Raw genomic sequence first — 25,540 nt, 5'->3', positions numbered from 1 at the left:
GCATTAAGATTCAACACTTAACATTCAATATTTGCCTTCCAAGTAATAACATTATTTAAGTTCAGCTAATTTTTTGATATGTGCAGGTGAAACCCCACAACAGCCACCGATAATAGAGGCACCAGATTTAAGCCAAGATGATGCAAATTCGCTATACTTTTCTGGCGGAACATCATCTCTGACACCAGAAATACCACTACTTTTATTCGCTTCGTGTAGCTCACCAATTGCTGGAAAATTATTAGCGTACACACCTAACTGAACTTCGTTTTCAATTCCTTGCTCTAATAATGCCTGTTTAGCGGTGATAAGTGCGGTTTGCATTACTTCAACACAGCTACAATTAAATAATATTGCCGAAACATTTTGCCCTGCAATTTGGCTAACAGCATCATAAACTGACTCTCCTGAACGTAGAGTCGACTCGGTGGATATTTCATCTTTAACAGTAAAGGCAATCCAGGTAGGTTTACCTGTGACAAGAGTGCGAGCCTTGATCATTGCGGCTTCTGCGATAGAAGATATCGTTTCGGCTAGCCATATATCTACATTAACTTCCTGATTTTTTATTAATAACTCAAGCAATGGCTGCGCGCGTGCAACTGAAAAAAGATCCGGTCGGTAAGAGCCTAACACTGGCGGAATACAACCCGCGACTAACAAACTTGAATTATCCTTAACGCACTCTCGTGCTAACCTAGCAGCTAATTTAATGAGGTTAGCCCCTTGTTCATTAAAGCGTTTATCACCAATATGAAAAGGCACTAACGCGTAAGTATTGGTGGTGATAATTTCAGCACCGGCCTTGATAAAACTACGATGCACTTGAGAGATAAGATGAGGCGCTTCAATTAACGCTTGAGCTGACCATTCTGGCTGTTGAAAAGGGGCACCAATACGTTGAAGTTCACGGCCCATACCACCATCAAGAATTATTGGTAATGTAAAGGGTAATTTCATACTCATTATTTCATCTATTATCTATAAAATAAAAGCAGAATAACCATGCGATTGGCGTAAAGCAAGCGTAAATAAGACATTAATAAAATTGCGCTACACTTTGCACTTTTGGGTGTTGCTCTCTAATAGCAAGGTACTGACCTAGTTAACTACCAATGTGCCCTTGCCTACTTAAGTCATATAAAAATCATTATACCAGGCATTCGTTACCCTATTATTTACCGAAAACAGATTGACCTTTAATATCAATCGAGCTAAATTGAAAGCGCTTCCAAATATGATAAAAAAACTGAAAAATCTAAAAATAACGAACTTTAACTAAAACCACTAACAATAAATCATTAAGAAAAAATAACTATGAAATTGACATTACCTTATAACTCAAAAATGAATTCAACAGATTTTATTTATGGTGTTGCTACTGCCTCATTCCAAATCGAGGGAGGTATCAAGCAACGATTACCTTGTATCTGGGATACATTTTGCTCTTTAGAAAATAGTATTGTCGATGGTTCAAATGGAGACGTTGCCTGTGATCATTACCATAGATGGCCTCAAGACATCGAAATGATTGAATCGCTCGGCGTTGATGCTTATCGTTTATCTATTTCGTGGGGAAGAGTTGTTAATGAAGATGGCAGTATCAATGCTGCAGGTGTAGCATTTTATATTGCTTTATTAGATAAATTAGTTGAGAAAAACATTAAATCCTTTGTTACGCTTTATCACTGGGATTTACCCCAACACCTTGAAGATAAAGGCGGTTGGTTAAACAGAGAAACGGCTTATGAATTTCAAAAATATACAGAAATAGTGATTAAAGCATTTGGCAATAGAGTACATTCGTATGCGACGTTAAATGAGCCTTTTTGCAGCGCTTATTTAGGCTATGAAATTGGCATTCATGCACCAGGTATTAAAGGTAAAGAGTTTGGCAAAAAGGCAGCTCATCATTTATTACTTGCTCATGGTTTAGCGATGCAATCACTTAAAAAATTAAGCCCAAACACACTTAATGGCATAGTACTTAATTTTAGCCCTAGCTACCCTGCTTCCCAAAGCCCAGCGGATATAGCAGCAGCCCAGTTCGCCGATGATTATTTTAATCAATGGTATATAAAGCCTATCTTTGATGCTCAATATCCTGAAATACTTGCGCAACTACCATTATCACAGCATCCTAATATTATTGCAGGTGATATGGACATCATTGCAGAATCTGTTGATTTTTTAGGTATTAATTATTATACACGTGCAATATATCAAGCTGATAAAGATGAAATATTCGCTCAAATTACCCTTAAAGATGTTGCATTAACAGATATGGGTTGGGAAATTTATCCATCAGGGTTTTCTGATTTATTGATTTCTTTAAATGCCAAATACACCTTACCTCCTATTTATATCACTGAAAATGGTGCCGCAATGCCTGACAACATCAAAGATGGCAAAGTAGAAGATGCTCACCGAGTGGCTTATTACCAAAGCCACCTTAATGCGGTAAATACAGCTATTGAATCCGGTGTCGACATCAGAGGTTACTTTGCTTGGAGTTTAATGGATAATTTTGAATGGGCTGAAGGCTATTTAAAAAGGTTTGGTATTGTCTATGTCGATTATCAAAGCCAAGAAAGAACAATAAAAGCCAGTGGTTATGCCTATCGTGATTTAATCCATCAACGAAATAGCAACTATTTATCAAATAGGTAATTGAACAATGTAAAGTGTCATTGTATATAAAACAAGAAAAATATTAACTTAAAAAAAGAGATTCACATGCTTAAAATTAAAGAAAAAATAGCTTACGGTTTGGGCGACACAGCCAGTAATATCATCTTCCAAACCGTGATGATGTTTTTACTTATTTATTATACCGATGTTGTTGGTCTTTCTCCTGCACTTGTTGGCACTCTTTTTCTTGTTGTTAGAATATTTGATGCAATTACTGATCCCTTAATGGGGGCAATGGCTGATCGAACGAAAACTAAGTGGGGACAATTCAGGCCTTATTTATTATGGCTAGCCCTGCCTTTTTGCCTGATCAGTATTTTAGCTTTTACCACCTTTGATTTATCTGAAAATGGTAAAATCGTTTATGCATTTGCTACTTATACCTTGTTAATGATCGCTTATACTGCGATAAATATTCCTTATTCAGCGCTAGGTGGTGTACTTACCGCTGACCCTGAAGAACGCGTATCAGTACAATCATATCGATTTGTTTTTGGTATGTTAGGTGGTCTAATCGTTGCTGCAGGCACTATGCCATTAGTAGAGTGGTTTGGTGCTGGAGATAAAGCACAAGGCTATCAGTACACTATGATAGCCATGAGCTTGCTAGGCTTAATGCTTTTTCTGCTTTGTTTTGCCGGTACTAAGGAAAGAGTCAGCCCACCAAAAGATCAAAAATCAAGCTTTAAAGAAGATTTATCTGCCTTATGGAAAAATGATCAATGGCGAATTCTTTGCTTAGCTGGATTATTGTTATTAAGTGGCCAAGTACTGCGCGGCACACTAGCCGTTTATTATGTGAAATATTATTTAGGTCGCGCTGACCTGATCACCTTGTTTATGACTTTAGGAATGATAGGTAGCATTCTAGGTTGTGCACTGGCGTTACCACTATCTAAAAAAGTATGTAAAATTAAAGCCTATATCTGTTTACAATCAATCGCTGCTTTTATTTGTATTATCAGTTATTTTGTTGGCAGTGAACAAACAGTTATGGCCTTCACTTTATTCTTTCTTTGGAGTTTTTTCCTGCAGATGGCTACCCCCTTACTTTGGGCTAAAATGGCTGATACCATCGATTATGGACACTGGAAAACTGGCGTTAGAATAACCGGCATGGTTTATTCAGCTATCGTTTTTTTCATCAAACTTGGCGTTGCCATTGGCGGTGCATTAGCGGGTTGGTTGTTAGCATATTATGGCTACCAAGCTGATACAGAACAAAGCACTACCACGCAACAAGGCATATTAGCCGCTTTCACTATTTTTCCTGCTGTAGGTTCGATATTAGTTGCCTGGGTAATGCGCTGGTACATACTTGATGCAAAGAAAGTACAGTTTATTCACCAAGCTTTAAAAAGTACACCAAGTTAGTTAATTTATAAAATGTAAACCGCTGACCTAAAAATAATATAGTTAGCGTTTTATTAGCCAGTTAAAATCGCCTCTATTAAGTAAATAAACGCGCGCTAAGGCTAGCAATTAAGTAACATTTAAACTTAAATTTAACGAGTAAAAACTCTAAAATAGTTAACTTTATTTATTAAAATACTGTTGACCTTATTAGTAAAATATTTTAAATTGTGGAAGCGCTTCCTGAGTGAATTTTTTTAAATAAAGCTGGAAGCGCTTCCAAAAATATAATCATCATAATATGGAATGCCTAGGGGAGATACATGAAGAATTCAACTTTTAAAAAAACTCAACTTGCTACAAGTTTATCTATAATTTTAGGCGTAACGGCAATAACGCCCGTTTTTGCTGTTGCCGAAGAAGTTACAAACAATAAAACTGAAGTGATCGAAGTTACGGGGATCCGTAGCAGTATGATCAAATCAATGGATATTAAGCGCTCTGCAAGTGGTATTGTGGATGCAATTAATGCGGAAGATATAGGTAAATTCCCAGACTCTAACTTAGCAGAATCATTACAACGTATTACTGGTGTTTCAATTGACCGCTCTAATGGTGAGGGCAGTAAAGTAAGTGTTCGTGGTTTTAGTGCCGACCGAAACTTAATCTTGTTAAATGGCCGTCAAATGCCTAATACAACAGGTGATCGCTCTTTTGACTTCTCAAACGTTGCAGCAGAAGGCATCAGTGGTGTTGAAGTTTACAAAACATCGATGGCAAAAATGTCTACGGGTGGAATTGGTGCAACACTTAACATTAAAACGAATAAACCACTAAACAACCCTGGCATGCACGCCGTTGTTAGTGTACAAGCTTTAAATGATACCTCAGCACAGACAGGTGGTACGACTCCTGAGTTGTCAGGTTTATATTCAAATACCTTTGCCGATGATACTTTTGGTATTTCTCTTTCAGCCAGTTATTCAGAACGTGAAAGTGGTAATCAACAAGCAGGTGTAAGTACTGGTTGGAGAAGTTATGACCCTGATGGTCAAGACATCAACGGTAATAATCGTTTTGGTCCTATAGAAAACGGTCAAAGCGATCAATTTAACCGTGCTGAAAATCCAGACGTTTATTCTGTTCCACAAACCACTTTTTATACTTTTGAAGAAGTACAACGTGAGAGAACTAACGCTCAATTAGTATTGCAGTACAGCCCGATGGAAAACATCACGGCAACATTGGATTATACTTACATCCAAAAAGAACAAGATACACAAGTAGCTAATGTTTCAGCTTGGTATGCCTCTCCTGGAAATGCTGTTGATGTATGGACCTCAGGTAATGTTGCCTCTCCATTATTACATTCTGAAGTTTATGATGATCCAACAGATTTAGCGATGGGCTCTGGTGATTATGGGATACGTGACAAAACCTCTTCAATAGGTTTTAACCTTGATTGGCAAGTTAGCGATAGCTTGAGCCTATCATACGATTATCACGATTCAGATGCTGAAAATACACCAAATAATCAGTATGGCTCTAATAACAACTTAGCGGCACGAGCACTTATTCGTACGGCATCAGCTACTGACTTCACGGGTGTTTTACCTACGCTTGCAGTACGTGGTGGTAATGCGGTAATGGCGTCAGATATGCAAGTAACAGGTAGTTCTTTCAGTAATGAGCAAGATCATTCTCACATTGAGCAACATCAGTTTGATGGTGCTTTTATTTTTGAAGAGTCGGGCAGTATAGACTTTGGCATCGCCATGACAACAGCTGAAAATCGTGATCAAAGACGAACAGTACAACGTAATAACTGGGGTGGTGAAGGTGAACCTGGATCATTTGGAGATGAAAACTTTACACGTAGAACTATTTTAGATCAGTTTGACGAAAGTGGTGGAAATTTCAGTGATTTTGTAGACATTACTGGTACTGATTGGGCACCAGATATTTTAAATACTTATTTTGAATTTGACTTTCTTGACGTAAGACAAATTGCTGAAGATACTTTATCTATACAGCCAGGTATTATTGGTGATTGTGGCTCATCTTTTTGTCCTTCAACAGATTATGCTCTTGGTGTCGATCAATATACCAAAGAAGAAATGACCGCAGTATACCTCCAGTATAATTATGAGGGTGAAATAGGTGACATGCCATTTGATGTGCATTTAGGTGTGCGTTATGAAGAAACAGAAGTTGCAACCACATCAAATGTTCCTGGTTTTAACGCAACAACTTGGGTTGGCGATACTGAATTACCGATAACTCTATCCGGTGGAACTGAATTTCAGACCAAAACGGGTAAATATGATCATGTATTACCAAGCATTAACTTCAATATAGAAGTAACCGACGATATTATACTTCGTGCCGCTTTCAGTGAAACGATAGGTCGCCCAAGCTATGGTCAAATGATTGGCGGTACATCATTAGGTGGATTAGCTCGAGTAAATAGTCCTGGTGCAGGTAACTCAGGTGATGCAGGTTTATTACCGCTTGAAGCTAAAAATTTCGACCTGTCGGCAGAATGGTATTATGGCGAAGGTAGCTATATTTCATTAGGTTATTTCCAAAAAGATATTACTAACGAAAGTATCCGAACAGAATCAGTTTATACCCAAGATAACCTTACTAACCCTGGTGCTTTAACAAGTCCGTTTGTTCAACAGGCTCTTGCAGCTGGTATTGACCCTAACGATCGTCCGGCTCAACGCGATTGGATTGCTGAAAACATTAATGACCCAGCAGTAAATGTTGTTGGTGGTAATGTAGAAATAAATGGTCGTCCGGTTGATCCATTAGTGCAATTTAATATTGCATCATTTGCTAACTCTACCGAAGAATCAGGTTTTGACGGTGTTGAATTTGCCGTACAACATTTATTTGGCGATACAGGTTTTGGTACGATTGTTAACTATACCTATGTTAACTCTGATAATTCGTATGATAATGCCTCTATTGGTAGCTCAATTAATAGTAATGGCGTTAACTATGATTCTGATCAAGTCGCAGAAACTGGCATTAGTGACACGGCGAACGTGGTAGGTTTCTACGAGAAGCATGGTTTTTCTATACGTATTGCTTACAATTGGCGTGATCAATACCTAGCATCTCATTTCCAAGGGGATGTAGGAGCTTCACCAGTTTATGTAGAAAAGTACAGCCAAGTTGATTTAGCGGTAAATTATGATGTGCCACAAGTTGAAGGCTTAACTGTTTTCTTCAACGGTATTAACATTACTGATGAAAAGAGACGCACACGCGGTCGTAGTAGCTATGAAGTATTAAATTACACCCAAACAGGTGCTCGTTTTGCTTTAGGCGCTCGTTATACGTTCTAATAATGACCTTGGTTATTTAGAAATAGTAAAGCCGCTAAATTAATAATTTATGCGGCTTTTATATTTACAACAAACAAAAATAAATTTTTCAAAAATACTTAGGTGCTATATTAACTAAATCTTAAAAGCTGCAGCTGTCTCAACATCATGTAAATAACAGTAATTAGACCAACTAAGATACGATATAGTTTAGTAAATAAAACCTAATTTTTCATGAGGAATTAAGAAAAAATTTATGAATCAACCATTAAAAAGAATAGTAATTGTTGGTGGTGGCTCTGCGGGCTGGCTAACAGCGGGTATTATCGCCGCCGAACATGCTACCAATCAAGATTCAGGGGTAGAAATTACACTAGTTGAATCAGCTGATGTTGCACCTATAGGTGTTGGTGAAGGTACCTGGCCATCAATGCGTAGTACATTACAAAAAATGGGTATTTCTGAAACTGAATTTTTATTAGAATGTGATGCAAGTTTTAAGCAAGGTTCGAAGTTTACGAACTGGAAGACGAATGCTAACGAGCACTATTACCACCCTTTCACCTTACCAAATGGTTTTAATGAGATAAATCTTTCATCATATTGGCAACCCTTCAGTGATAAAATTAGTTTTGCCGATGCCGTTTCTGAGCAAAGTCATTTAGGTGCTTACGGTTTAGCGCCAAAACAAATAACGACCGCTGAGTATTCATTTGTAGCCAATTATGGCTACCACTTAGATGCAGGTAAATTTGGTCAGTTTTTACAAAAACATTGCACAGTTAAATTAGGTGTAAAACACGTTATTGATCATGTCACTAAAATAAATTCATCTGCAACAGCTGATATAGCCTCAATTACCACAAAAAAACAAGGTGATATATTCGGCGATCTGTTTATCGACTGCACGGGGACATCATCATTATTATTAGCTCAACATTATAAAATTCCCTTTATTAGTAAAAAACATATTTTATTTAATGATTCTGCAATGGCCGTACATGTGCCTTACGAGAATAGTGATAGTCCTATTGCATCATTTACTTCATCTACAGCCCAAACCGCAGGTTGGATTTGGGATATAGGACTGCCAACACGACGAGGTGTTGGCTATACATATTCCAGTGCACATATATCACATGATATAGCAGAAGAAGAATTACGTAATTACCTAGTCCCTTCAATGGGAAAAGATGCTGCTCATTCAGTAATGATACGAAGAATACCTTTGAATCCAGGACATAGAGAAAAGTTTTGGCATAAAAACTGTGTTGCAATTGGTTTGGCTGCAGGTTTCATTGAACCCTTAGAAGCCTCTGCTTTAGCATTAGTTGAACTATCAGCAAAAATGATCAGTGAACAGTTGCCTGCGAATCGCCAGACCATGGATATTATTGCCAAACGTTTTAATGACAAATTTTTGCATCGTTGGGGAAACGTAGTTGATTTTTTAAAGTTACATTATGTCTTAAGTCAGCGAACTGATTCAGCTTATTGGCTAGATAATAAAAATGAAGAAAGTATACCTAAAAGTTTACAACAACTTATAAGCCTATGGCGTTATCAACCACCTTACCATTATGACGCAACACACACTGAAGAAATGTTTCCACCTGCTAGTTTTCAATACATTTTATATGGTATGAACTTCGTCACTGAGCCATTAGCACACAAAAAAAGGGTGAGTTATGCTGACAAAGCAGATAAATTATTTAATGATAATATAAAAAAAACACAGAAACTTTTATCTATTTTACCAACAAACCGTGAAATCATTAACAAAATTAAAAAATATGGTTTACCCAAAATTTAGCGTTACAAAAATACAGTAACTCTCTTTAACTGAAATAAATGTAAACAATATGTGGAATTAAAAATGACAAATTCTGTTTTACTAAACAACATCGATCACCAAAACTTAAAAATAATCACCGAACGATCTGACACCTACGGTGACAACCTATGGTATGCACAAACTTTTCCGATGGAATTTAAAAGTGTACAAGCCTATTACCCCATTTTTTTTAATAAGAATCCAGATACAGGTAAATTCTTTCCACTTGCTTTATTTGGTTTTGAAAATAAAGAGAACTTATTCCTCTCTGACGATAAATGGACCGCGGATTATATTCCAGCAATGGTTGCTAGACAGCCGTTTTTAATCGGTATACAAGCACTAAATGAAGGAGGTATTGAAAAGCAACAGAGAATGTTGAATATTGATCTTGATAATCCCCGTGTTAACCAAGAACAAGGTGAATCTATCTTTTTAGAACATGGTGGCAGTAGTCCTTATTTAGATAAAGTTGCAGATCTACTTGAAGCCATTCACCATGGGCTAAACGATAGTAATGATTTTATCAATGCTTTAAATGAACATCAATTATTAGAATCAGTAACTTTAGATATCACTCTTAATGATCACTCAAAAAACCAAATGCTTGGTTTTTATACTATTAACGAAGAAAAACTAGCTGAATTAAGTAGTGATATTTTAAAGTTATTGCATAAAAAAGGATATTTACAAGCAATCTATATGACCATTGCATCACAAGCAAATGTTAGAAAATTAATTAGTAAGAAAAATGCAAGACTTGGTCTTTAATCCCTTTAGTATCATCCTTTTTCATTATAAATTTAAACTTGGTATCTGCAAATGTTGGCAATAACAAATAAAGTTAAAGAGATAACCAATTGTCAACCAGGTGATATACCTGAATTTGTTTTATCATCAACACAACCACTTATTTTGAGGGGTTTTGGTGATAAATGGCCGATGGTGATTGAAAGTAAAAAGTCGCCTGAAAGTTCGGCGAATTATTTACGTAAATTATATAATAATAAGCCTGTATTTAGTGCTTATGGCGAACCAGAAAATCAAGGACGTGTTTTTTACAATGATGATATGAGTGGTTTTAACTTTAAAAACATTCGTGCTGATCTGAATATAGTCTTAGATAAATTATTAGCACACGCTGCAGATAATAAACCACCTACAATCTATGTTGCCTCAACAGAAATTAATGCTTGCCTTCCTGGTTATAATGATGAAAATAATGCTTCGATTGACCATCTAAAACCATTCACCAGTATTTGGATTGGTAATCAAAGTAAAATAGCCGCACATTATGACTTCCCAAATAACCTCGCATGTTGTGTTGCAGGTAAAAGAAGATTTACTTTATTCCCACCAGAGCAGATAGCTAACCTATATGTTGGCCCGATGGAAATGTCACCAGGTGGTCGTGAAATTAGTTTAATTGATTTTGAACAACCTGATTTTAAAAAATTCCCTAAATTTAAACAAGCATTAGAAGCCGCTCAAGTTGCAGAGTTGGAAGCTGGCGATGCCTTATTTCTTCCGGCTATGTGGTGGCATCATGTCAAAGCATTAAGTGCTTTTAATGTACTGGTAACTCATTGGTGGCGAGACAGTCCTGCGTTTATGGGACAACCAGAAAATGCATTGAACTTAGCGATATTAAGTTTGAGAAATCTTCCTCCAGCACAAAGACAGGCATGGAAAGCTATTTTTGATTATTATATTTTTGATCATCAAGAAAACGATTTAGATCATATTCCTGATTTTGTTAAAGGGATGCTATCTCAACCATTAGACGTAAATTCAGCAAAAAAAATCAGGGCTGGCTTACTTAATAAACTAAAAATATAAACTAAAAATATAAACTAAAAATATCTTTTTAAAACTAATAATTATATTTGTAAGGATAATTTAAATATGAATAACAAAGCCATAAAAAAAGTTGTTATTGCCGGTGGTGGTACTGCGGGCTGGATGACAGCAGCGGCATTATCAAAGCTGTTTGGTAAGAATTTAGACCTTGTCCTTGTTGAATCTGATGACATCCCTACCGTCGGAGTTGGTGAGGCGACAATACCTACTTTGCATATTTTCCACCGATTATTAGGCATTAATGAACAAGAGTTTATGGCAGCGACGAATGCTACTTTCAAGTTGGGTATTTCATTTGAAAATTGGCGTGATGTTAATAAAGACTATATTCACTCCTTTGGATTTTTAGGTCAAAATTGCTGGGCGGCTGATTTTCAACATTTTTGGTTAAAGGGAAAACAGCGTGGTATAGTTTCAGACATAGGCGATTACGTGCCTGAACACTTAGCCGCTAGAGAAGGAAAGTTTGCCGTAGACGCAGATCAAGCCTCTAACTATGCCTATCACCTTGATGCTGGTTTATATGCTGTTTTTCTACAAAAACTAGCAGAAAAGCACGGTTTAAAGCGAATTGAAGGCCGCATTAATAATGTTGTTCTAGATAAAGATAATGGTTTTATTAGTGCTCTTGAGTTAACCAACGGCAAAGTAGTTGAAGGTGACTTATTTATTGATTGTACTGGTTCTAGAGCTTTGTTAATTGAACAAGCGCTACATACTGGCTATGAGGATTGGTCACACGTATTACCTTGTGATAGCGCTATAGCGGTACAAACTAAAACTGTTACTAAACCTGTGCCTTATACTCGTTCTATTGCGAGAGATGCTGGTTGGCAGTGGAAAATCCCCTTGCAAAATCGAACGGGTAATGGATTTGTTTTTTGTAGTAAATACATGTCTAACGAAGAGGCTACAAAAACTTTATTAAATAATATTGAAGGTGAACTGCTAAATGAACCTCGCGTTATTAAATATAAAACAGGTACTCGTCGTAAACATTGGAATAAAAACTGTGTTGCTATAGGTTTATCTTCCGGTTTTATTGAACCACTAGAATCTACTGGTATTCATTTATTTCAAAAAGCGATTATACGCTTAATGCAGATGTTTCCATCGCAAGGGATTAAACAATCTAATATTGATGAGTTTAATATACAAACTAAAACCGAAGTTGACAGTATTAAAGACTTTATTATTTTACATTATAATTTAACCGATCGTAAAGACACCCCTTTTTGGCGGTACTGTAGCAATATGGATATCCCTGAAACGTTAAAACACCGTATGTTGTTATTTAAAGAAAGCGCCAATGTATTCAAAAAAGAAGAAGAGCTTTTTGGAGAAACATCTTGGGTACAAGTAATGATGGGACAGGGTCTAATGCCTGAACAATATCACCCTATTGTTGATTTAATGGATGATAATGAATTACAAAGATTTTTAGATAATATTAAGCTGACCGTCAAGCGTAAAGTTGATCATTGGCCTCATCATTTAGATTTTATTGAGCAATATTGTAAAGCAAAAGTAAAATAGCCTGTGGTATCTTAAATTAGTAATTATGTGGAAGAAACATAATATTCATACCCGCTCGAATAAAATGACTGGCAATGAGCAGGCAGATGCAATAGCCAGTTGAGTTTGTTACTTTATATACTGTTAGCATTCAAAATTTACAGTCACTATATTAGTTGTAAATGTAAAAAAGTGTAAAAAAACCTTTGTTATAAGCATTACTGGTGGTATAAATGTAAAGGCTTTCAAAATAAGAACGTTGTGTTAAAAAATAAATCAGCAGCACTTATAAAAAAAATTGGTAGCGCTTCCAGTAGGATTAATAGCGATACCTATATAAATGAACTCGCAGCATCAGACGTTGAAATTGAACTAACAACATATTGTTTTTTCCTCTTTTAAGCCGTTTGCGTGTGCAGTTCTAATAATATAATATCTAGGGGAACAACTACATGATCAAAATTAAACATTTAAATATTAAGCTATCAACTTTAGCTTTAGCTATTGCACTTACTGGCTGTGGTGCTGATTTGGAGCCAGTAGATGGTGACTCTATTGGACCAAGATTTGCGGCTCCAGAGTTTACTAGTGCCGCTGCTGGAACAGCTGCTGGAGTAGGGGAAGAATATAGTCATACCTTTACAGCAACCGATGCTGATGGTGATGCATTAACTTTCTCAGCAATTCTTCCAGATGGTTCTTGGTTAAACTTTGATACCAGTACCGGTGTTTTATCAGGTACTCCGGCATCAGGTGATAAGGGTCTTAGTTCTGTAACCGTAAACGTAACAGATGGCATGTTTACTACATCTGAGAATGTCATTATTTCAGCAGGAAGTGGTGGTAAGCCAGATACCGCGGGTAACTTATTAACAAATAGTACATTTGATGCTGGACTTACCGACTGGTCAGACGCTCCCGGTGTGTATGTATATGAAAATCTTGTTCCAGAGCCTACGACAAATGTGTATGATACGGGAATTAGCCATCCATTAACTTTAGTTACAGGTGAAGTTTATACTCTAACTTATGATGCTAAAGCCTCTACAGCCCGTCCTATGACTGCTGGTTTTGGTTTATTTCATGACCCATGGACGAATAACACACATACAGTTGAGTTAACAACTGAATGGGATACATATACGTTTATGGAAGCCGCTTCTGCGGGTGATGATAATAGTCGTACTATATTTGATATGGGTGGTGCAATTGCAGGAGATATTTCATTACGTAACATCTCACTTGTCAACTCTGCTGACACTGATATTTTTGCCACAACTGCTCCTGTAGGAAGCTATTACGAAGCTTATGTAGCAACTGCTGGTAACCCATATGATGTTAACTTAAGCCAAGTTATGACTATCATTCCTGATGCCATTTATGTAGTAGAGTTTAAAGCAAAAGCTTCTGTCGCTCGTGATATTATTGTTGGTGTTGGTTTAAACCATGCCCCGTGGAATAATACTGCAGAGTCTGTTGCTATAACGACTGAATGGGTGACATATTTTGTTGTTGTTCCTGCTACAGGTTTTGGTGATGACGATAGCCGTGTATTATTTGATATGGGTGCTCAAGTCGGTGACGTATCTCTAGACGAGATAACTGTAGGTATTGCTCAGTAATTCTTTGGTATTATTTAGCTGGAGAATAGCGGTTAATTGCTCAAGCTTCATATAATAATGCATTACTTCAATATTGATGATATCTCTTTAGATATCATCAATATTTTAATTAAAATACTTCAATTAAATTAACTAAAAAGCTGCAAGAACTACAATAGCTAAAAAATTTTTCCCATCAAGCGTTGATGACATACCTTCAGTTAAAACAAACACACCTATAATTTTTATAACTACCTAATATATTTTAAGTAAGCACCAGCCAATGGTCATATAAGGGGTAATTTCATGACTAAGAATCTGAAAAAATATCTTTTATAAATAATTAATATTAACTTAAGCAAATCATCTGACCACGATAGACATCGGAGTAATAGTAGCTATATGCTCAGATTTATGAAAATATTGGTGAATTTTTTGACCCTAGAGAGAATTCAATCGCCAAACTATCAAATGAAAACTTCAAGGTTGTGTATCCATTTGATATATAGCTTTATATTCAATATTTAAAACCAAATTATAAATATATAATTAAATAGCTGTAAGTCTTAGCTATGATGATGCCTTAAACAGTCAATTTATCCTGCTTTACCCGCCCTTAATAAGCTCAGCCTTAAGGCGATTTTCTATTTAATACTTAATTCATCTACCGCAGAAGATAATATAACCGATCGGCGAAAATCTGCCAACAAAGCCATAAATTAGCCAGTCATTCTATTAATCATACTTGTCGAGGATCATTAGCCAATAGAGCATGGCTGCCAAAACATATATCCAGATAATAAGTACTTAGCTAAAATTGTTAAGAAGTGAATACAACAAACTCATTTTTAAAAGTAATGGACGGTGAAATCACAATAAGCTTTACCGTACCTTGTACCTATCAAATGGTGGAAAATAAAAACTACGTAGATACTCTTTATGACATTTTTTTTGGTATTAAATCCCATATAGGGCAAATCAAAAAAATCGCCGTTCAATAAATATTATGGCTGCGACAGTTTGAACACCGTCAGAAAACTCAGGGGCTGAACTAATCGCTCACACACAACTCCGCTCTGCAGAGCACTATCACTAACTTTATTTTTTATGGCGTTGATAGCATCACCTTTTGCTATCAAAAAATGCTCGTCAAGAATGATTAGATTACCTAGTTAATAATAAAGCTACTTATTGGCTAGATAATTATCGTGATATTAATTTATGCGTAAAAAAAAACTAACTAGTACTTTTTAAAGTCTTAGTTAGCATTTAACTGTTCTATAAATACCTTATCAATCAATAAGAATTTTCAGAGTACTTAAACAATTACAGAGCCGGTGCTTGCTTACCACCAATTAAAGCGGCTTCATCACCGATTGTTGCACAGCCAGCACCTGTGAGAGGCGACACTGAGCATTCATAAACTCGGACATAATCTATTTCTAATGATTGTGGAAACACACTGTCATTAATACCTTTGTCGTTAACCGAAGCGGGCCAATTGCCCCCAACAGCAAAATTTAATAATAAATGAAATTTTTGATCAAAAGGTGCACCACCCTCACCGTTTATCAATAAGCCCTCATCATTCATATATTGGCTATACCAGCCGGTATCACGCTGTGTAGCAAAATGAATATCATCGACATACCAACGAATTTCCCCTGCTTGCCATTCAATGGCGTATTCGTGGAAACCATCTGCCGGGTTAACACCATCAGGTAAGTTAAATCCTTTACCTGAATAAACATTCTCAGGCCAGGCACGGCCATAATGAAGCGTGCCATGCACACGTGACTCTTCTTGCCCTGAGCTCGCACCCGCTTCATCTGATTGTGTTTTTAAATTCACCGCCTCCATAATATCAATTTCACCGGAGCCAGCCCATCCACCATAAGCCCAGTCAGTAGGCAGCATCCAAATAGCTGGCCAGGTGCCTTGTCCTTGCGGTAATTTAGCGCTAATTTCGAAGCGTCCAAAAGTCCAATCACCTTTGTTTTTGCTGCGCAACCTTGCTGATGTATAAGGTAGAGTGCGGGTATTTATAGGGTTGTAATTAGTATCATCATCATGTGCTGCAGGACCAGTAAAATTTTCTTTTAATGCCACTATTTTCAAGATACCTTGTTCAATAAAAGCATTATCTTCTCGATCGGTATAACATTGTTGTTCATCATTACCCCCACCAAAACAATTGACCTCAAAACTCCATTTATTTAAATCAATATTGTTATCATTAAATTCATCCTGCCAAATTAACTGCCATTGATTATTCACTACAGAAGCAGTTGTTGGGTCTTTACTCTCTTCACTCGCATGATCAGAAGATATATCTGTAGCTGGCGTAGTTGATATATTAGTCGTGCTCGTGTTGTTACCAGATTCACCGCCACATCCGAGCAAAGTCATTGAACAGGCTATGAGTAATAATGTTAAATGCTGCATAGAAAAGTCCTTGTTATATATATGTTTTTATTAGTGAATGCCAATCAGTAGTTACCGCCGTAATTTTAGTAATACGGCGGTTTAAGTTAACGCGTCAATAATAGTTTAATCACAGCTCATTGTTGCTTTATCAATAGTTTGTGGCGTTAAGTTTATATCAGCGAAGCTTAATGAAACTTTACCTTGGGTAGACAAGTTAAATGGTGACATAATTTTAGAAAAATCTGTGCCTGCTTTTTTAAAGCAAGCCAAGTCGATCGTCACTTTATGCCATTCATTTAAACTCTGGTTAATTAACAATGAGGTGATATCAAGAGAGCCTTTGCAATCCCCTTCACAACTCATAGCTAAATTAATCGGTGCTACTGGTGTAGTTTCTAAACGCACGCTAAAACTTAATACCGAGTCAGCCTCGATATATGCCCGCAAATCTTCTGGAAAGTTACTAAAGATATTGACACTTGCTAGCTCACTGCCATCAAAGATTATTGTTCTAGCATCTTCTTGTACCACTTTGTCCATAGTTCTCAAGGTAATAGCCCCTAATGACTGCGTATTTGAAGTAACAGGAGATGACTGTTCACCTGATTGCAACGCAATACTCCATGGCTGCTTAACCGCTAATTCAAATATTTTAAAAGCGGCTAACTCATCAGAAGCTATTTTAGAGACTTCACTTAACTGATCAGACAATATGGTCATTTTTTTATTATCTTGCTGCTGATAGGTTAAACCAAAACCATAAGGTAATAAAGGTTGATAGTTTTCATCAAATCGATTAACCGATGTTTGATCTGCACTAGCAGGCCAAGAATATGAAAGCTTACCCTTAAAGTCATAACGTAAACTGTTATCCGCTTTACTAAACAAAACGTCAGCGATACCATTGCCTTCTGAACCCGGCAACCAAGCGGCAACAAAAGCACTTGACGCATTAAGTTCCGCATTTACCCACATTGGCCGTCCACTAATGAACACAGAAACAACAGGTATCCCTTGTGCTTTTAAACGTTTGAGTAAAGCTAAATCGGTTTTATTACCGCGTTGATACTCAAGGTTATCTAAGTCGCCATTGCCCTCGGCATAAGGTTCCTCACCAAAAACAACAATAGCAACATCTGGTTTTTCAGTGAACTCACCTGTTGAGCTTAATTGCACTTTACCGCCAGCAGCATTAACAACTTGCTCTATACCGTCATAAATCGAAGACCCACCTGGAAAATCAGCGTTAGTGTTACCTGTACCTTGCCAAGTAATACTCCATCCCCCTGACTGCTTACCAATATTGTCAGCGCCGTCTCCTGCAACTAATACATTTGCACTCGGCGTTAAAGGTAATAAATTAGCTTTATTTTTAAGCAAAACTAAAGATTCACGTACGGCTTGACGAGCGACTAAACGATGTTCTGCTGAGCCAATTAAGTCAGTTTTACCTGATAATGGACGATTTTTTGGACTGGGTTTAGTGAATAAACCTGCGCGTATTTTTACTCTTAAAATACGGCTAACCGCATCATCTATTCTTGATAAGCTAATTTCACCATTGTTAACTTGTTTAATGGTATTTTCATACAAAGGTTTCCAAGCAGCTGTTGGCACCATATAAATGTCTAAGCCCGCATTGACTGCTTGTGGACAGCTTTCGTTAGTACAGCCTTTGACTTGGCCATGGCCGTTCCAGTCACCAACAACAAAGCCATCAAAGCCCATACGATCTTTTAAGACCTCAGTCATTAAATACTTGTTGCCATGCGTTTTAGCCCCATGCAAGCTATTAAATGATGCCATTACCGATTGTGCGCCAGCCGTTAAGCCACCAACATAACCTTGGGCATGATGTTTAAAAAGATCACTTTCGCTGTCTAAGTTATCCCCTTGGTCATCACCACCTTCTGTGCCACCATCACCAATAAAGTGCTTAACCGTGCTGATAACGCGAGTATCGCCTAAAAAGTCATCGTCTACAGAGCCTTGAAGCCCTTTTACAATAGCGGCCGAATATAAGCGGACTATTTCAGGGTCTTCAGAGTAACCTTCATAAGTTCTGCCCCAACGATCATCTCTAACAACGGCAACCGTAGGAGCAAACACCCAATCAATACCGGTTACCATCACTTCTTTAGCCGTTATACTGGCTATATTTTCCATAAGTTCAGCATTATTTGCCGCGCCTAAGCCAATGTTATGTGGGAATAATGTTGCGCCAATCACATTGTTATGACCATGTACTGCATCAGTACCCCACATAGTCGGAATATTTATCCCATCTACCGAGTCATCGATTGATGCTTGATACAGCGCTTCAGCTAATTTTATCCAATCAGCAGGCGTTGCATGTTTATTATTATCAGGGAAAGAACCACCACCATTTAAATATGAGCCAAAACCATATTTACGCATATCTTCAACAGTAATGTCTCGGATTTCAGGTTGGATCATCTGTGCAACTTTTTGCTCTAAAGTCATAGTCGCTAGAATTTTGGCAACTTTAGTTTCGACGTTACTGTCTTTTTTAACTTCAATATCAAGTACCGGCCAAATAGCTATATTGTTTTCGCCATAAGGGGCAACGTCAACCTGAGCTATGTCTGAGTTAGCGTTATCAGTACAAGCAAAAAGTGACATGGCAACAGCAATCCCCATAAAGGGTTTAGCAACGCTTTTAAGTGAGTTTATTTGAATAGACATAAGAATATTTATACCTTTACTGATACAGGTTTACTACCTGACAAACCATAATAAGCAATAAATACATAGCAAATAATGGGTAAGAAAAATGAGTTTTGTAGGCCAATACTGTCAGCCAAAACACCTTGAACAAGTGGTAAAATAGCACCACCAACAATCGCTAAACATAAAATACCTGAGCCTTGACTGGTATGCTGCCCTAGTCCATTAATGGCCAAACTAAAGATGGTAGGGAACATAATTGAGTTGCATAGACCAACTAACAGAATGGCCAACATCGCTATTTGACCAGAGGCAAGGATAGTAATAATCATCAATATCACCGCCATAAAAGCGTTGAAGGCTAATACTTTTCCGGCGGCTAATTTTTGCATAACCGCGGCACCAATGAATCGTCCCACCATCGCACCACCCCAATAGTAGGCAATATATTTTGCTGCTTGCGATTCTTCTAAACCAGCAATGTTCGGATCATTAAAAAAGCTAACTAAAAAGCTGCCAATAGAAACCTCAGCACCAACATAAACAAAAATACCAATGGCACCTAAAACTAAATGACGATATTGCCAAGCGCTGCCCGCTATCGGTTTTTCAGACACTGACTCTTCAATATGCTCAACAACAGGTAATTTTATATAAGAAAAAATAGCTGCAAGTATTAATAATAAACCCGCGAGTAAAACGTAAGGTAATTGCACAGATTCTGCTTGTTGAGCGACCGACATAGATTCTGCTACTTGATCTAAGATCAAATAAGCACCAAAAAATGGCGCGACTGTGGTGCCAAGTGAATTAAATGCCTGTGTCATTGTCAGACGTGAAGAGGCTGTTTTAGGATTGCCTAAGATACTCACATAAGGATTAGCTGACACTTGTAATATCGTAATACCACTGGCTAATATAAATAGTGCCAATAAAAATACCGGATAGCTGTGCATCGCTGCTGCTGGGTAAAAAGCAAAACAACCGATGGCAGCAACAATCAAACCAAGTACAATGCCTTTTTGAAAACCTACTTTTTTAACTATTTTTCCTGCCGGAATAGAAACAAGAAAGTAAGCACTAAAAAAACAAAACTGTACTAGCATTGCTTGGCTATAAGATAAATCAAAAATAGCTTTCAAATGAGGAATTAAAATATCATTTAAGCAGGTAATGAATCCCCACATAAAAAAGAGTGATGTTAATGATGTAAGTGCAAAAGTATAATTTTTGTTTTCAGTGTTTGACGAAAACCTATTCACATTTGATTGAATCGGTGTACTAGCCATATAATTCCCCTAATAATTATGAACAACAGGTCATTGCTGCTGTTGTTATTTTTATAATTTTCCACTTTAATATACTCAAGTAGCCCTTAAATGAGTGTTTTCAAAATAAACTGGAAGCGCTTCCATATTGAATGCCATTAAGATAAAAAGCAACTATTATTTACAGGTATAGGAAGCGCTTCTAAAATAGAAATTATTTGTGTATCTTATAACAGTTATAACAATAGGCTCAGTATTTGGTTTAGCTAAGACCTTTTATGTTTAAATCCTCTAAAGCAGCATTAATAAAAAAGATGAAGGAATAAAATGGCGACTATATACGAAGTTTCCGCATTAGCGGGAGTCTCATTATCATCTGTATCTCGCGTACTGAATGATCATGAACATGTCAGTAAAAAAACTAAAGAAAAAGTCGTGGCAGCAATGAACGAGTTAAACTATCGCCCAAATACCATTGCCCGATCATTAGCTTCCAATCGTTCAAACAGTGTTGGTGTACTAGTTTCTGAACTCCATGGTCCCTTTTTTGGTGCCATGTTAAGCAGTGTTGAATTAGAGCTCAGAAAGGCAGGTAAACATGCGGTTATTACTGCAGGTCATAGTGATGAAGAAAGTGAAATAAATGGCTTAGATTTTTTAATTGATCGAAAATGTGATGCACTTATTTTACTGGTTGACGCCATTTCAGATGACTACTTAATTAAATTAAGTAAAGGTAATACCCCTTTTGTTATCTTGAACCGCAATATCTCAGAAATTAGTGACCATTGCTTTTATTTAGATAACGAACTAGGGGGTTATTTAGCCGCAAAATATTTAATTGAACAAGGGCATAAAGAGATTGCTTATATATCTGGGCCTTTAACAAAACAAGATTCTACTGAGCGCTTAACTGGCCATAAAAAAGCATTAGCTGAAGCCAATATTTCCTTTAAAGAAAGTTTACTCTATGAAGGTGATTATTTAACAAAAAGTGGCCGAGATGGTATCAATTACCTCATCAAGCATAAAACCACATTTACTGCTGTTGCTTGTTCAAATGATGAGATGGCCTCCGGGGCCATGCGAGGAGCGAGAGATCACAAATGGTTAATCCCCGAACAATGTTCATTTATTGGTTTTGATAATGCGTTTTTCACTGAGTATCTCTACCCTCAATTAACGACTATTAATTTTCCAGTTAACGATATGGCGAAAATGTCTACTCAATGGATCCTGAAAAATGTTTATAAGCAAAAAGAGTTAGACATCATAAACATGTTTATTCCTGAACTTATTGAACGACAATCAGTCAAAAAAAATTAAAATTAAATGTCATCATCCATGAGCTAAAATTGATGCAAATATTGATGCAAATATTGAACTAATTAAGCTTTTAGCATCACAAGTTCTCTTCAGTAAAAGATACTAAGAGTTAAAACACTATGCTAAATAAAACGCTAGTAGTAAGGATGGTGCTTAAACTTGAACTCAATAATTCTTACCTGTTAGCCAAGCAAAAGACCAATGCTTTTATCAGGGAAAGCAGGAAGTGGAAACTGAGAGGGATATTTTTACAATAAGTAACTTAAAAACCTTCCCAAATAATAATATCAAAGGCTAAAAATGATAAGGTTATCAATTTTATTATTAAATATAAACTGGATGAGTAAACTATGAAATTTTTACATACTATGATTCGTATTACGGATTTAGATAAGTCACTAGATTTTTTTATTAAGCATTTAGGTTTAGTAGAAACCCGCCGTTTTGACGTTCCTGCAGGTAAATTCAGTTTAATATTTTTAGCAACTGAGCCCGGTGCCGCCGAAATAGAACTTACCCACAACTGGCATTCAGCAGAAGAATATACTGTGGGTAGAAATTTTGGCCATTTAGCCTTTGAGGTTGACGATATCTATGCTTTATGTGAAAAGCTAATGGCCGCAGGTATTACTATTAACCGACCACCACGCTGTGGCCACATGGCATTTGTTAAGTCACCTGATAATATTTCGATCGAATTATTGCAAAAAGGTGAGCGATTGGCGCCACAAGAACCTTGGTTAAGTATGAAAAACTCAGGTAACTGGTAAAAGAGTCCATACAAGCTGAAAATTAATTAATTCACTTGTTATAAGTTGCTATCACACGGACTTAATACGCGTTAATATACTGAATTAATTAATCAAAAATAATACTCAGAACCTTCATGGCCTTAAAAGCAACCATCAAAAAAGCGACGATCCATCTCTCTGATATGGACCGTCACTATTATGACACTATACAATTAACCATAGCACAGCACCCTTCTGAGAATGACCGTCGTATGATGATCAGACTCATTGCGTATGTCCTCAATGCTAGTGAAAACCTACAATTTGGTAAAGGTGTTAGTGATGAGGACGAAGCGGCCATTTGGCGAGTTAATTACAGTGATGTCATTGAACTATGGATTGAACTAGGCCAACTCGATGAAAAAAGGCTGAAAAAAGCCTGTAATCGTGCCCAACAAGTAAAGCTTTATTGTTATGGCAGCAGCGTAGACACTTGGTGGCAACAATCTAAAAGTAAACTAAATCAACTCAATAAACTATCGGTGGAAAGCTTTAGTGAAGAAACATCACAAGCTTTGGAGCTACTAGCCAATCGCTCTATGGAGTTTCAAGTGAGCATACAAGATGGACAGTGTTGGCTTACCTGTGGTGAACAATCACTATTAATTGAACTCAATAAAATTAAATAGCCTAAGCCTAGTATGCGCTAATTGAATAACAACACTTAGCGTTAACCACTTGATTATCAATGTGAAAATTAAATAAAAAAAGCTTTAAATACTATGGCAACACCAATAACTATGATGCGCACATTTAATTCTACACTAGAGAAAAACACTGATTATAAAATCAAAATCTTGTCAGTTATGCTAGTGATTACCTGCTCATTCTCTAGCCTTGCAGCAACAATACCGTTAAAACAAGTGGTCAAAGATATTACCTATTTAGCCGCTGATAATTTAAAAGGTCGGGCAAGTTTTAGCCTTGAAATTGACCAAGCAGCAAATTATATTGCTCAGCGTTTTGCTAAAATTGGCCTAAAGCCCCTGCAAAGTAATCTCTCGTTAAGTAAAACAGCCATTAATTCGATTGTTGACGCCAAAGATAAACCTGCGCTGTTCTTACAAGCTTTTACCGTCAATCAAATTCAAGCTCAAACGCTTAACGTGGTGTTAAATAGTAAAAAAATTAGTCCTGAATACTTGGCTATAGCGACAACGATGGAGCAATTAAATTGGCAATTCGGTAATGCACAAAGCCATAGAGTAGATAAAACCGATGATCTAGGTAAAATCTTAACTGAGTTAAACCAAGTTGGTGGTCAACACTTAGTTATTATCAATAGCGTACATGCCAAAAGCTTTAAGTCCTATCAAAACTATTTTAATCGTGGCTTAACAAAGCTTTCACTTGAACATCCTGGTGCTATTGTTATGGTATTAAGTGACGAAAATGAAATTGAAAACTATAGTGTTAACGCCAGTGCAATAATAACTAAACAATTGCTAACCAATGTAGTGGGTGTCTTACCCGGTATTGAAAGCCCTAAAGAAATCGTTTTATACTCATCACATTACGACCACTTGGGTATGACAGAAGATGGTAAAAAAATCTATAATGGCGCTGATGACAATGCATCAGGTACGACAGCGGTATTAAATTTAGCGCAATATTACGCTCAAAAAGGCGATAACAAACGTACATTAATTTTTAGTGCTTTTACGGCTGAAGAGATTGGCGGTTTTGGCTCTAGCTATTTTTCACAGCAGCTTAACCCTGATAACGTGGTTGCCATGATCAATATTGAAATGATTGGCAAACCATCTAAATTTGGCCCAGGAAACGTTTGGATGACGGGTATGGAACGCTCTAATTTAGGCGCATTACTCAATGAAAAACTCATCAAACTTAACACAAAAATATACCAAGACCCCTACCCAAAACAAGGGCTATTTTATCGCTCAGACAATGCAACTTTAGCGCGTTTAGGTGTACCTGCACACAGTTTTAGCAGTACACAACTCGATAAGGACCAACATTATCATCAAGTTAGCGACGAGATTAGTAGCTTAGACTTATCATCGATGCATAAAGTCATTGAATCGTTAGCCACAGCAACACAGTCACTTGTTGACGGCGCAGTAACACCAACACGTATTGATAAAGCGCAAGTAGCCACTGAAGGTAAAATTTACTAAACTGATTATGCTTTTTAGCTTTAAAGTCAGTTTTAGCCTTTAATTAGAGAAAAGTCATCCAGCATATAATGTGCAAAAGCACTAAAATTTTAAGCGGCTATTTTTAAACGGTTAAAGATCTGATACTTGCTCGTTACTGCTGACATTGCCAACGCATTTGATACTCAAGTTTATTACTATCCATAACAACAAAATCATGGCGTAAATATAACTGCCTAGCCGGATTTTTTAACAACACATTTAAGGTAATAGCGAGCTGTTTGGCTTGAGCTTTACACTTAACTAACTCAAGCACTCTGCTGCCGATTCCTAAACCTTGATATTGCGGTAATAACTGAAATTGGCGCAGATGAATTTTATCAGCAAACAAGCCTAATTTTAATAATCCAATCGCTTTATTTTGGTATGAAATAATATACGAATCAGAAAAGTACTCATCAATGCCCAGCAGATGAGCCGTATCATCAAGATAAAGTCCAGCATATTGTAAATGCTTGTTCATCGTTACTTTTCGTAAGCTTAATAGAAAAGCTCTATCGTTTATTATTGCCCGTCGAAAGCTAACCATAGCTGCACGCTTTTGGCTAAGGCTATTACTTGCCAATACTTTATTTATTTGTCACCTCGAAGGCGAATAATTTACCCACCAATGCCACTACTATAGCAAGTTGATTAATGAGGTAAACCATAATTTTCTTCTTTGAACTCTGAGA

At 36.9% G+C, this 25,540-nt stretch carries 18 protein-coding genes; 13 read left to right on the top strand and 5 right to left on the bottom strand.

Going from position 1 to position 25,540, the window contains the following annotated elements:
• Window positions 1-51: 51 nt before the first annotated feature.
• Window positions 52-960, bottom strand: a complete 909-nt coding sequence (locus H4J46_RS15860; RefSeq protein ID WP_182234872.1) for a homocysteine S-methyltransferase family protein — start codon at window positions 958-960, stop codon at window positions 52-54.
• A 357-nt stretch (window positions 961-1,317) separates the two neighbouring features.
• On the opposite strand from H4J46_RS15860, the gene H4J46_RS15855 reads away from it, so the two are divergent.
• The 9 genes from H4J46_RS15855 (at window position 1,318) to H4J46_RS15815 (ending at window position 15,190) form a co-directional block, all read left to right on the top strand.
• Window positions 1,318-2,670, top strand: a complete 1,353-nt coding sequence (locus H4J46_RS15855; protein WP_182234551.1) for a GH1 family beta-glucosidase — start codon at window positions 1,318-1,320, stop codon at window positions 2,668-2,670.
• A 66-nt stretch (window positions 2,671-2,736) separates the two neighbouring features.
• A complete protein-coding gene (locus H4J46_RS15850) occupies window positions 2,737-4,065 on the top strand; it encodes a glycoside-pentoside-hexuronide (GPH):cation symporter (protein WP_182234549.1) in 1,329 nt (442 codons plus the stop codon).
• Window positions 4,066-4,367: 302 nt separating this feature from the next.
• The gene (locus tag H4J46_RS15845; RefSeq protein WP_182234547.1) at window positions 4,368-7,400 is read left to right on the top strand and encodes a TonB-dependent receptor; all 3,033 of its coding nucleotides are present in this window, start codon (window positions 4,368-4,370) and stop codon (window positions 7,398-7,400) included.
• Window positions 7,401-7,635: 235 nt separating this feature from the next.
• Complete coding sequence (locus H4J46_RS15840) at window positions 7,636-9,192, top strand: tryptophan halogenase family protein (protein ID WP_182234545.1); 1,557 nt, start codon at window positions 7,636-7,638, stop codon at window positions 9,190-9,192.
• Between the two features lie 63 nt (window positions 9,193-9,255).
• Entirely contained in the window at window positions 9,256-9,984 is a 729-nt protein-coding gene (locus tag H4J46_RS15835) for a SapC family protein (RefSeq protein WP_182234543.1), read from the top strand.
• A gap of 51 nt (window positions 9,985-10,035) precedes the next feature.
• Window positions 10,036-11,052, top strand: coding sequence for a cupin-like domain-containing protein (locus H4J46_RS15830; protein WP_182234541.1), 1,017 nt, complete (start codon window positions 10,036-10,038; stop codon window positions 11,050-11,052).
• A 66-nt stretch (window positions 11,053-11,118) separates the two neighbouring features.
• Window positions 11,119-12,609 carry a tryptophan halogenase family protein gene (locus tag H4J46_RS15825; RefSeq protein ID WP_182234539.1) on the top strand — a complete coding sequence of 497 codons (1,491 nt, stop codon included), beginning with the start codon at window positions 11,119-11,121 and terminating at the stop codon, window positions 12,607-12,609.
• 431 nt (window positions 12,610-13,040) lie between these two features.
• A complete protein-coding gene (locus tag H4J46_RS15820) occupies window positions 13,041-14,210 on the top strand; it encodes a putative Ig domain-containing protein (RefSeq protein WP_182234537.1) in 1,170 nt (389 codons plus the stop codon).
• A gap of 806 nt (window positions 14,211-15,016) precedes the next feature.
• The gene (locus tag H4J46_RS15815; RefSeq protein ID WP_182234535.1) at window positions 15,017-15,190 is read left to right on the top strand and encodes a hypothetical protein; all 174 of its coding nucleotides are present in this window, start codon (window positions 15,017-15,019) and stop codon (window positions 15,188-15,190) included.
• 325 nt (window positions 15,191-15,515) lie between these two features.
• Here the strand turns inward: H4J46_RS15815 and H4J46_RS15810 are convergent, their stop codons facing one another.
• The 3 genes from H4J46_RS15810 to H4J46_RS15800 all read right to left on the bottom strand — a co-directional run bounded on the left by H4J46_RS15810 (window position 15,516) and on the right by H4J46_RS15800 (window position 20,593).
• Entirely contained in the window at window positions 15,516-16,634 is a 1,119-nt protein-coding gene (locus H4J46_RS15810; protein WP_259365906.1) for a glycoside hydrolase family 16 protein, read from the bottom strand.
• 105 nt (window positions 16,635-16,739) lie between these two features.
• Window positions 16,740-19,277: a glycoside hydrolase family 3 protein gene (locus tag H4J46_RS15805; RefSeq protein ID WP_404851808.1), complete on the bottom strand. Its 2,538-nt coding sequence runs from the start codon at window positions 19,275-19,277 to the stop codon at window positions 16,740-16,742.
• Between the two features lie 53 nt (window positions 19,278-19,330).
• Window positions 19,331-20,593: a sugar MFS transporter gene (locus tag H4J46_RS15800; protein ID WP_182234531.1), complete on the bottom strand. Its 1,263-nt coding sequence runs from the start codon at window positions 20,591-20,593 to the stop codon at window positions 19,331-19,333.
• Between the two features lie 306 nt (window positions 20,594-20,899).
• Between H4J46_RS15800 and H4J46_RS15795 the strand changes: the two genes are divergently transcribed.
• From H4J46_RS15795 to H4J46_RS15780, 4 genes are all read left to right on the top strand, one after another.
• The gene (locus H4J46_RS15795; RefSeq protein ID WP_182234529.1) at window positions 20,900-21,898 is read left to right on the top strand and encodes a LacI family DNA-binding transcriptional regulator; all 999 of its coding nucleotides are present in this window, start codon (window positions 20,900-20,902) and stop codon (window positions 21,896-21,898) included.
• A 350-nt stretch (window positions 21,899-22,248) separates the two neighbouring features.
• Entirely contained in the window at window positions 22,249-22,668 is a 420-nt protein-coding gene (locus H4J46_RS15790; RefSeq protein WP_182234527.1) for a VOC family protein, read from the top strand.
• 116 nt (window positions 22,669-22,784) lie between these two features.
• Complete coding sequence (locus H4J46_RS15785) at window positions 22,785-23,318, top strand: YaeQ family protein (protein ID WP_182234525.1); 534 nt, start codon at window positions 22,785-22,787, stop codon at window positions 23,316-23,318.
• 93 nt (window positions 23,319-23,411) lie between these two features.
• The gene (locus H4J46_RS15780; RefSeq protein ID WP_259365905.1) at window positions 23,412-24,827 is read left to right on the top strand and encodes a M28 family metallopeptidase; all 1,416 of its coding nucleotides are present in this window, start codon (window positions 23,412-23,414) and stop codon (window positions 24,825-24,827) included.
• Between the two features lie 133 nt (window positions 24,828-24,960).
• Here the strand turns inward: H4J46_RS15780 and H4J46_RS15775 are convergent, their stop codons facing one another.
• Entirely contained in the window at window positions 24,961-25,329 is a 369-nt protein-coding gene (locus H4J46_RS15775; protein ID WP_259365904.1) for a GNAT family N-acetyltransferase, read from the bottom strand.
• Between the last annotated feature and the right edge of the window lie 211 nt (window positions 25,330-25,540).

Source organism: Colwellia sp. MB02u-6 (assembly GCF_014077095.1).
Taxonomy (GTDB): Bacteria; Pseudomonadota; Gammaproteobacteria; order Enterobacterales; family Alteromonadaceae; genus Cognaticolwellia.
The sequence above is the reverse complement of the archived record's forward strand: the minus strand, read 5'-3'. Positions and strand labels throughout refer to the sequence as shown.

What these genes read in the sequence shown, in the direction of transcription:
- H4J46_RS15860 (WP_182234872.1), bottom strand. Translation starts at nt 960, where the DNA reads ATGAAATTACCCTTTACATTACCAATAATTCTTGATGGTGGTATGGGC.
- H4J46_RS15855 (WP_182234551.1), top strand. Translation starts at nt 1,318, where the DNA reads ATGAAATTGACATTACCTTATAACTCAAAAATGAATTCAACAGATTTT.
- H4J46_RS15850 (WP_182234549.1), top strand. Translation starts at nt 2,737, where the DNA reads ATGCTTAAAATTAAAGAAAAAATAGCTTACGGTTTGGGCGACACAGCC.
- H4J46_RS15845 (WP_182234547.1), top strand. Translation starts at nt 4,368, where the DNA reads ATGAAGAATTCAACTTTTAAAAAAACTCAACTTGCTACAAGTTTATCT.
- H4J46_RS15840 (WP_182234545.1), top strand. Translation starts at nt 7,636, where the DNA reads ATGAATCAACCATTAAAAAGAATAGTAATTGTTGGTGGTGGCTCTGCG.
- H4J46_RS15835 (WP_182234543.1), top strand. Translation starts at nt 9,256, where the DNA reads ATGACAAATTCTGTTTTACTAAACAACATCGATCACCAAAACTTAAAA.
- H4J46_RS15830 (WP_182234541.1), top strand. Translation starts at nt 10,036, where the DNA reads ATGTTGGCAATAACAAATAAAGTTAAAGAGATAACCAATTGTCAACCA.
- H4J46_RS15825 (WP_182234539.1), top strand. Translation starts at nt 11,119, where the DNA reads ATGAATAACAAAGCCATAAAAAAAGTTGTTATTGCCGGTGGTGGTACT.
- H4J46_RS15820 (WP_182234537.1), top strand. Translation starts at nt 13,041, where the DNA reads ATGATCAAAATTAAACATTTAAATATTAAGCTATCAACTTTAGCTTTA.
- H4J46_RS15810 (WP_259365906.1), bottom strand. Translation starts at nt 16,634, where the DNA reads ATGCAGCATTTAACATTATTACTCATAGCCTGTTCAATGACTTTGCTC.
- H4J46_RS15805 (WP_404851808.1), bottom strand. Translation starts at nt 19,277, where the DNA reads ATGGGGATTGCTGTTGCCATGTCACTTTTTGCTTGTACTGATAACGCT.
- H4J46_RS15800 (WP_182234531.1), bottom strand. Translation starts at nt 20,593, where the DNA reads ATGGCTAGTACACCGATTCAATCAAATGTGAATAGGTTTTCGTCAAAC.
- H4J46_RS15795 (WP_182234529.1), top strand. Translation starts at nt 20,900, where the DNA reads ATGGCGACTATATACGAAGTTTCCGCATTAGCGGGAGTCTCATTATCA.
- H4J46_RS15790 (WP_182234527.1), top strand. Translation starts at nt 22,249, where the DNA reads ATGAAATTTTTACATACTATGATTCGTATTACGGATTTAGATAAGTCA.
- H4J46_RS15785 (WP_182234525.1), top strand. Translation starts at nt 22,785, where the DNA reads ATGGCCTTAAAAGCAACCATCAAAAAAGCGACGATCCATCTCTCTGAT.
- H4J46_RS15780 (WP_259365905.1), top strand. Translation starts at nt 23,412, where the DNA reads ATGGCAACACCAATAACTATGATGCGCACATTTAATTCTACACTAGAG.
- H4J46_RS15775 (WP_259365904.1), bottom strand. Translation starts at nt 25,329, where the DNA reads ATGAACAAGCATTTACAATATGCTGGACTTTATCTTGATGATACGGCT.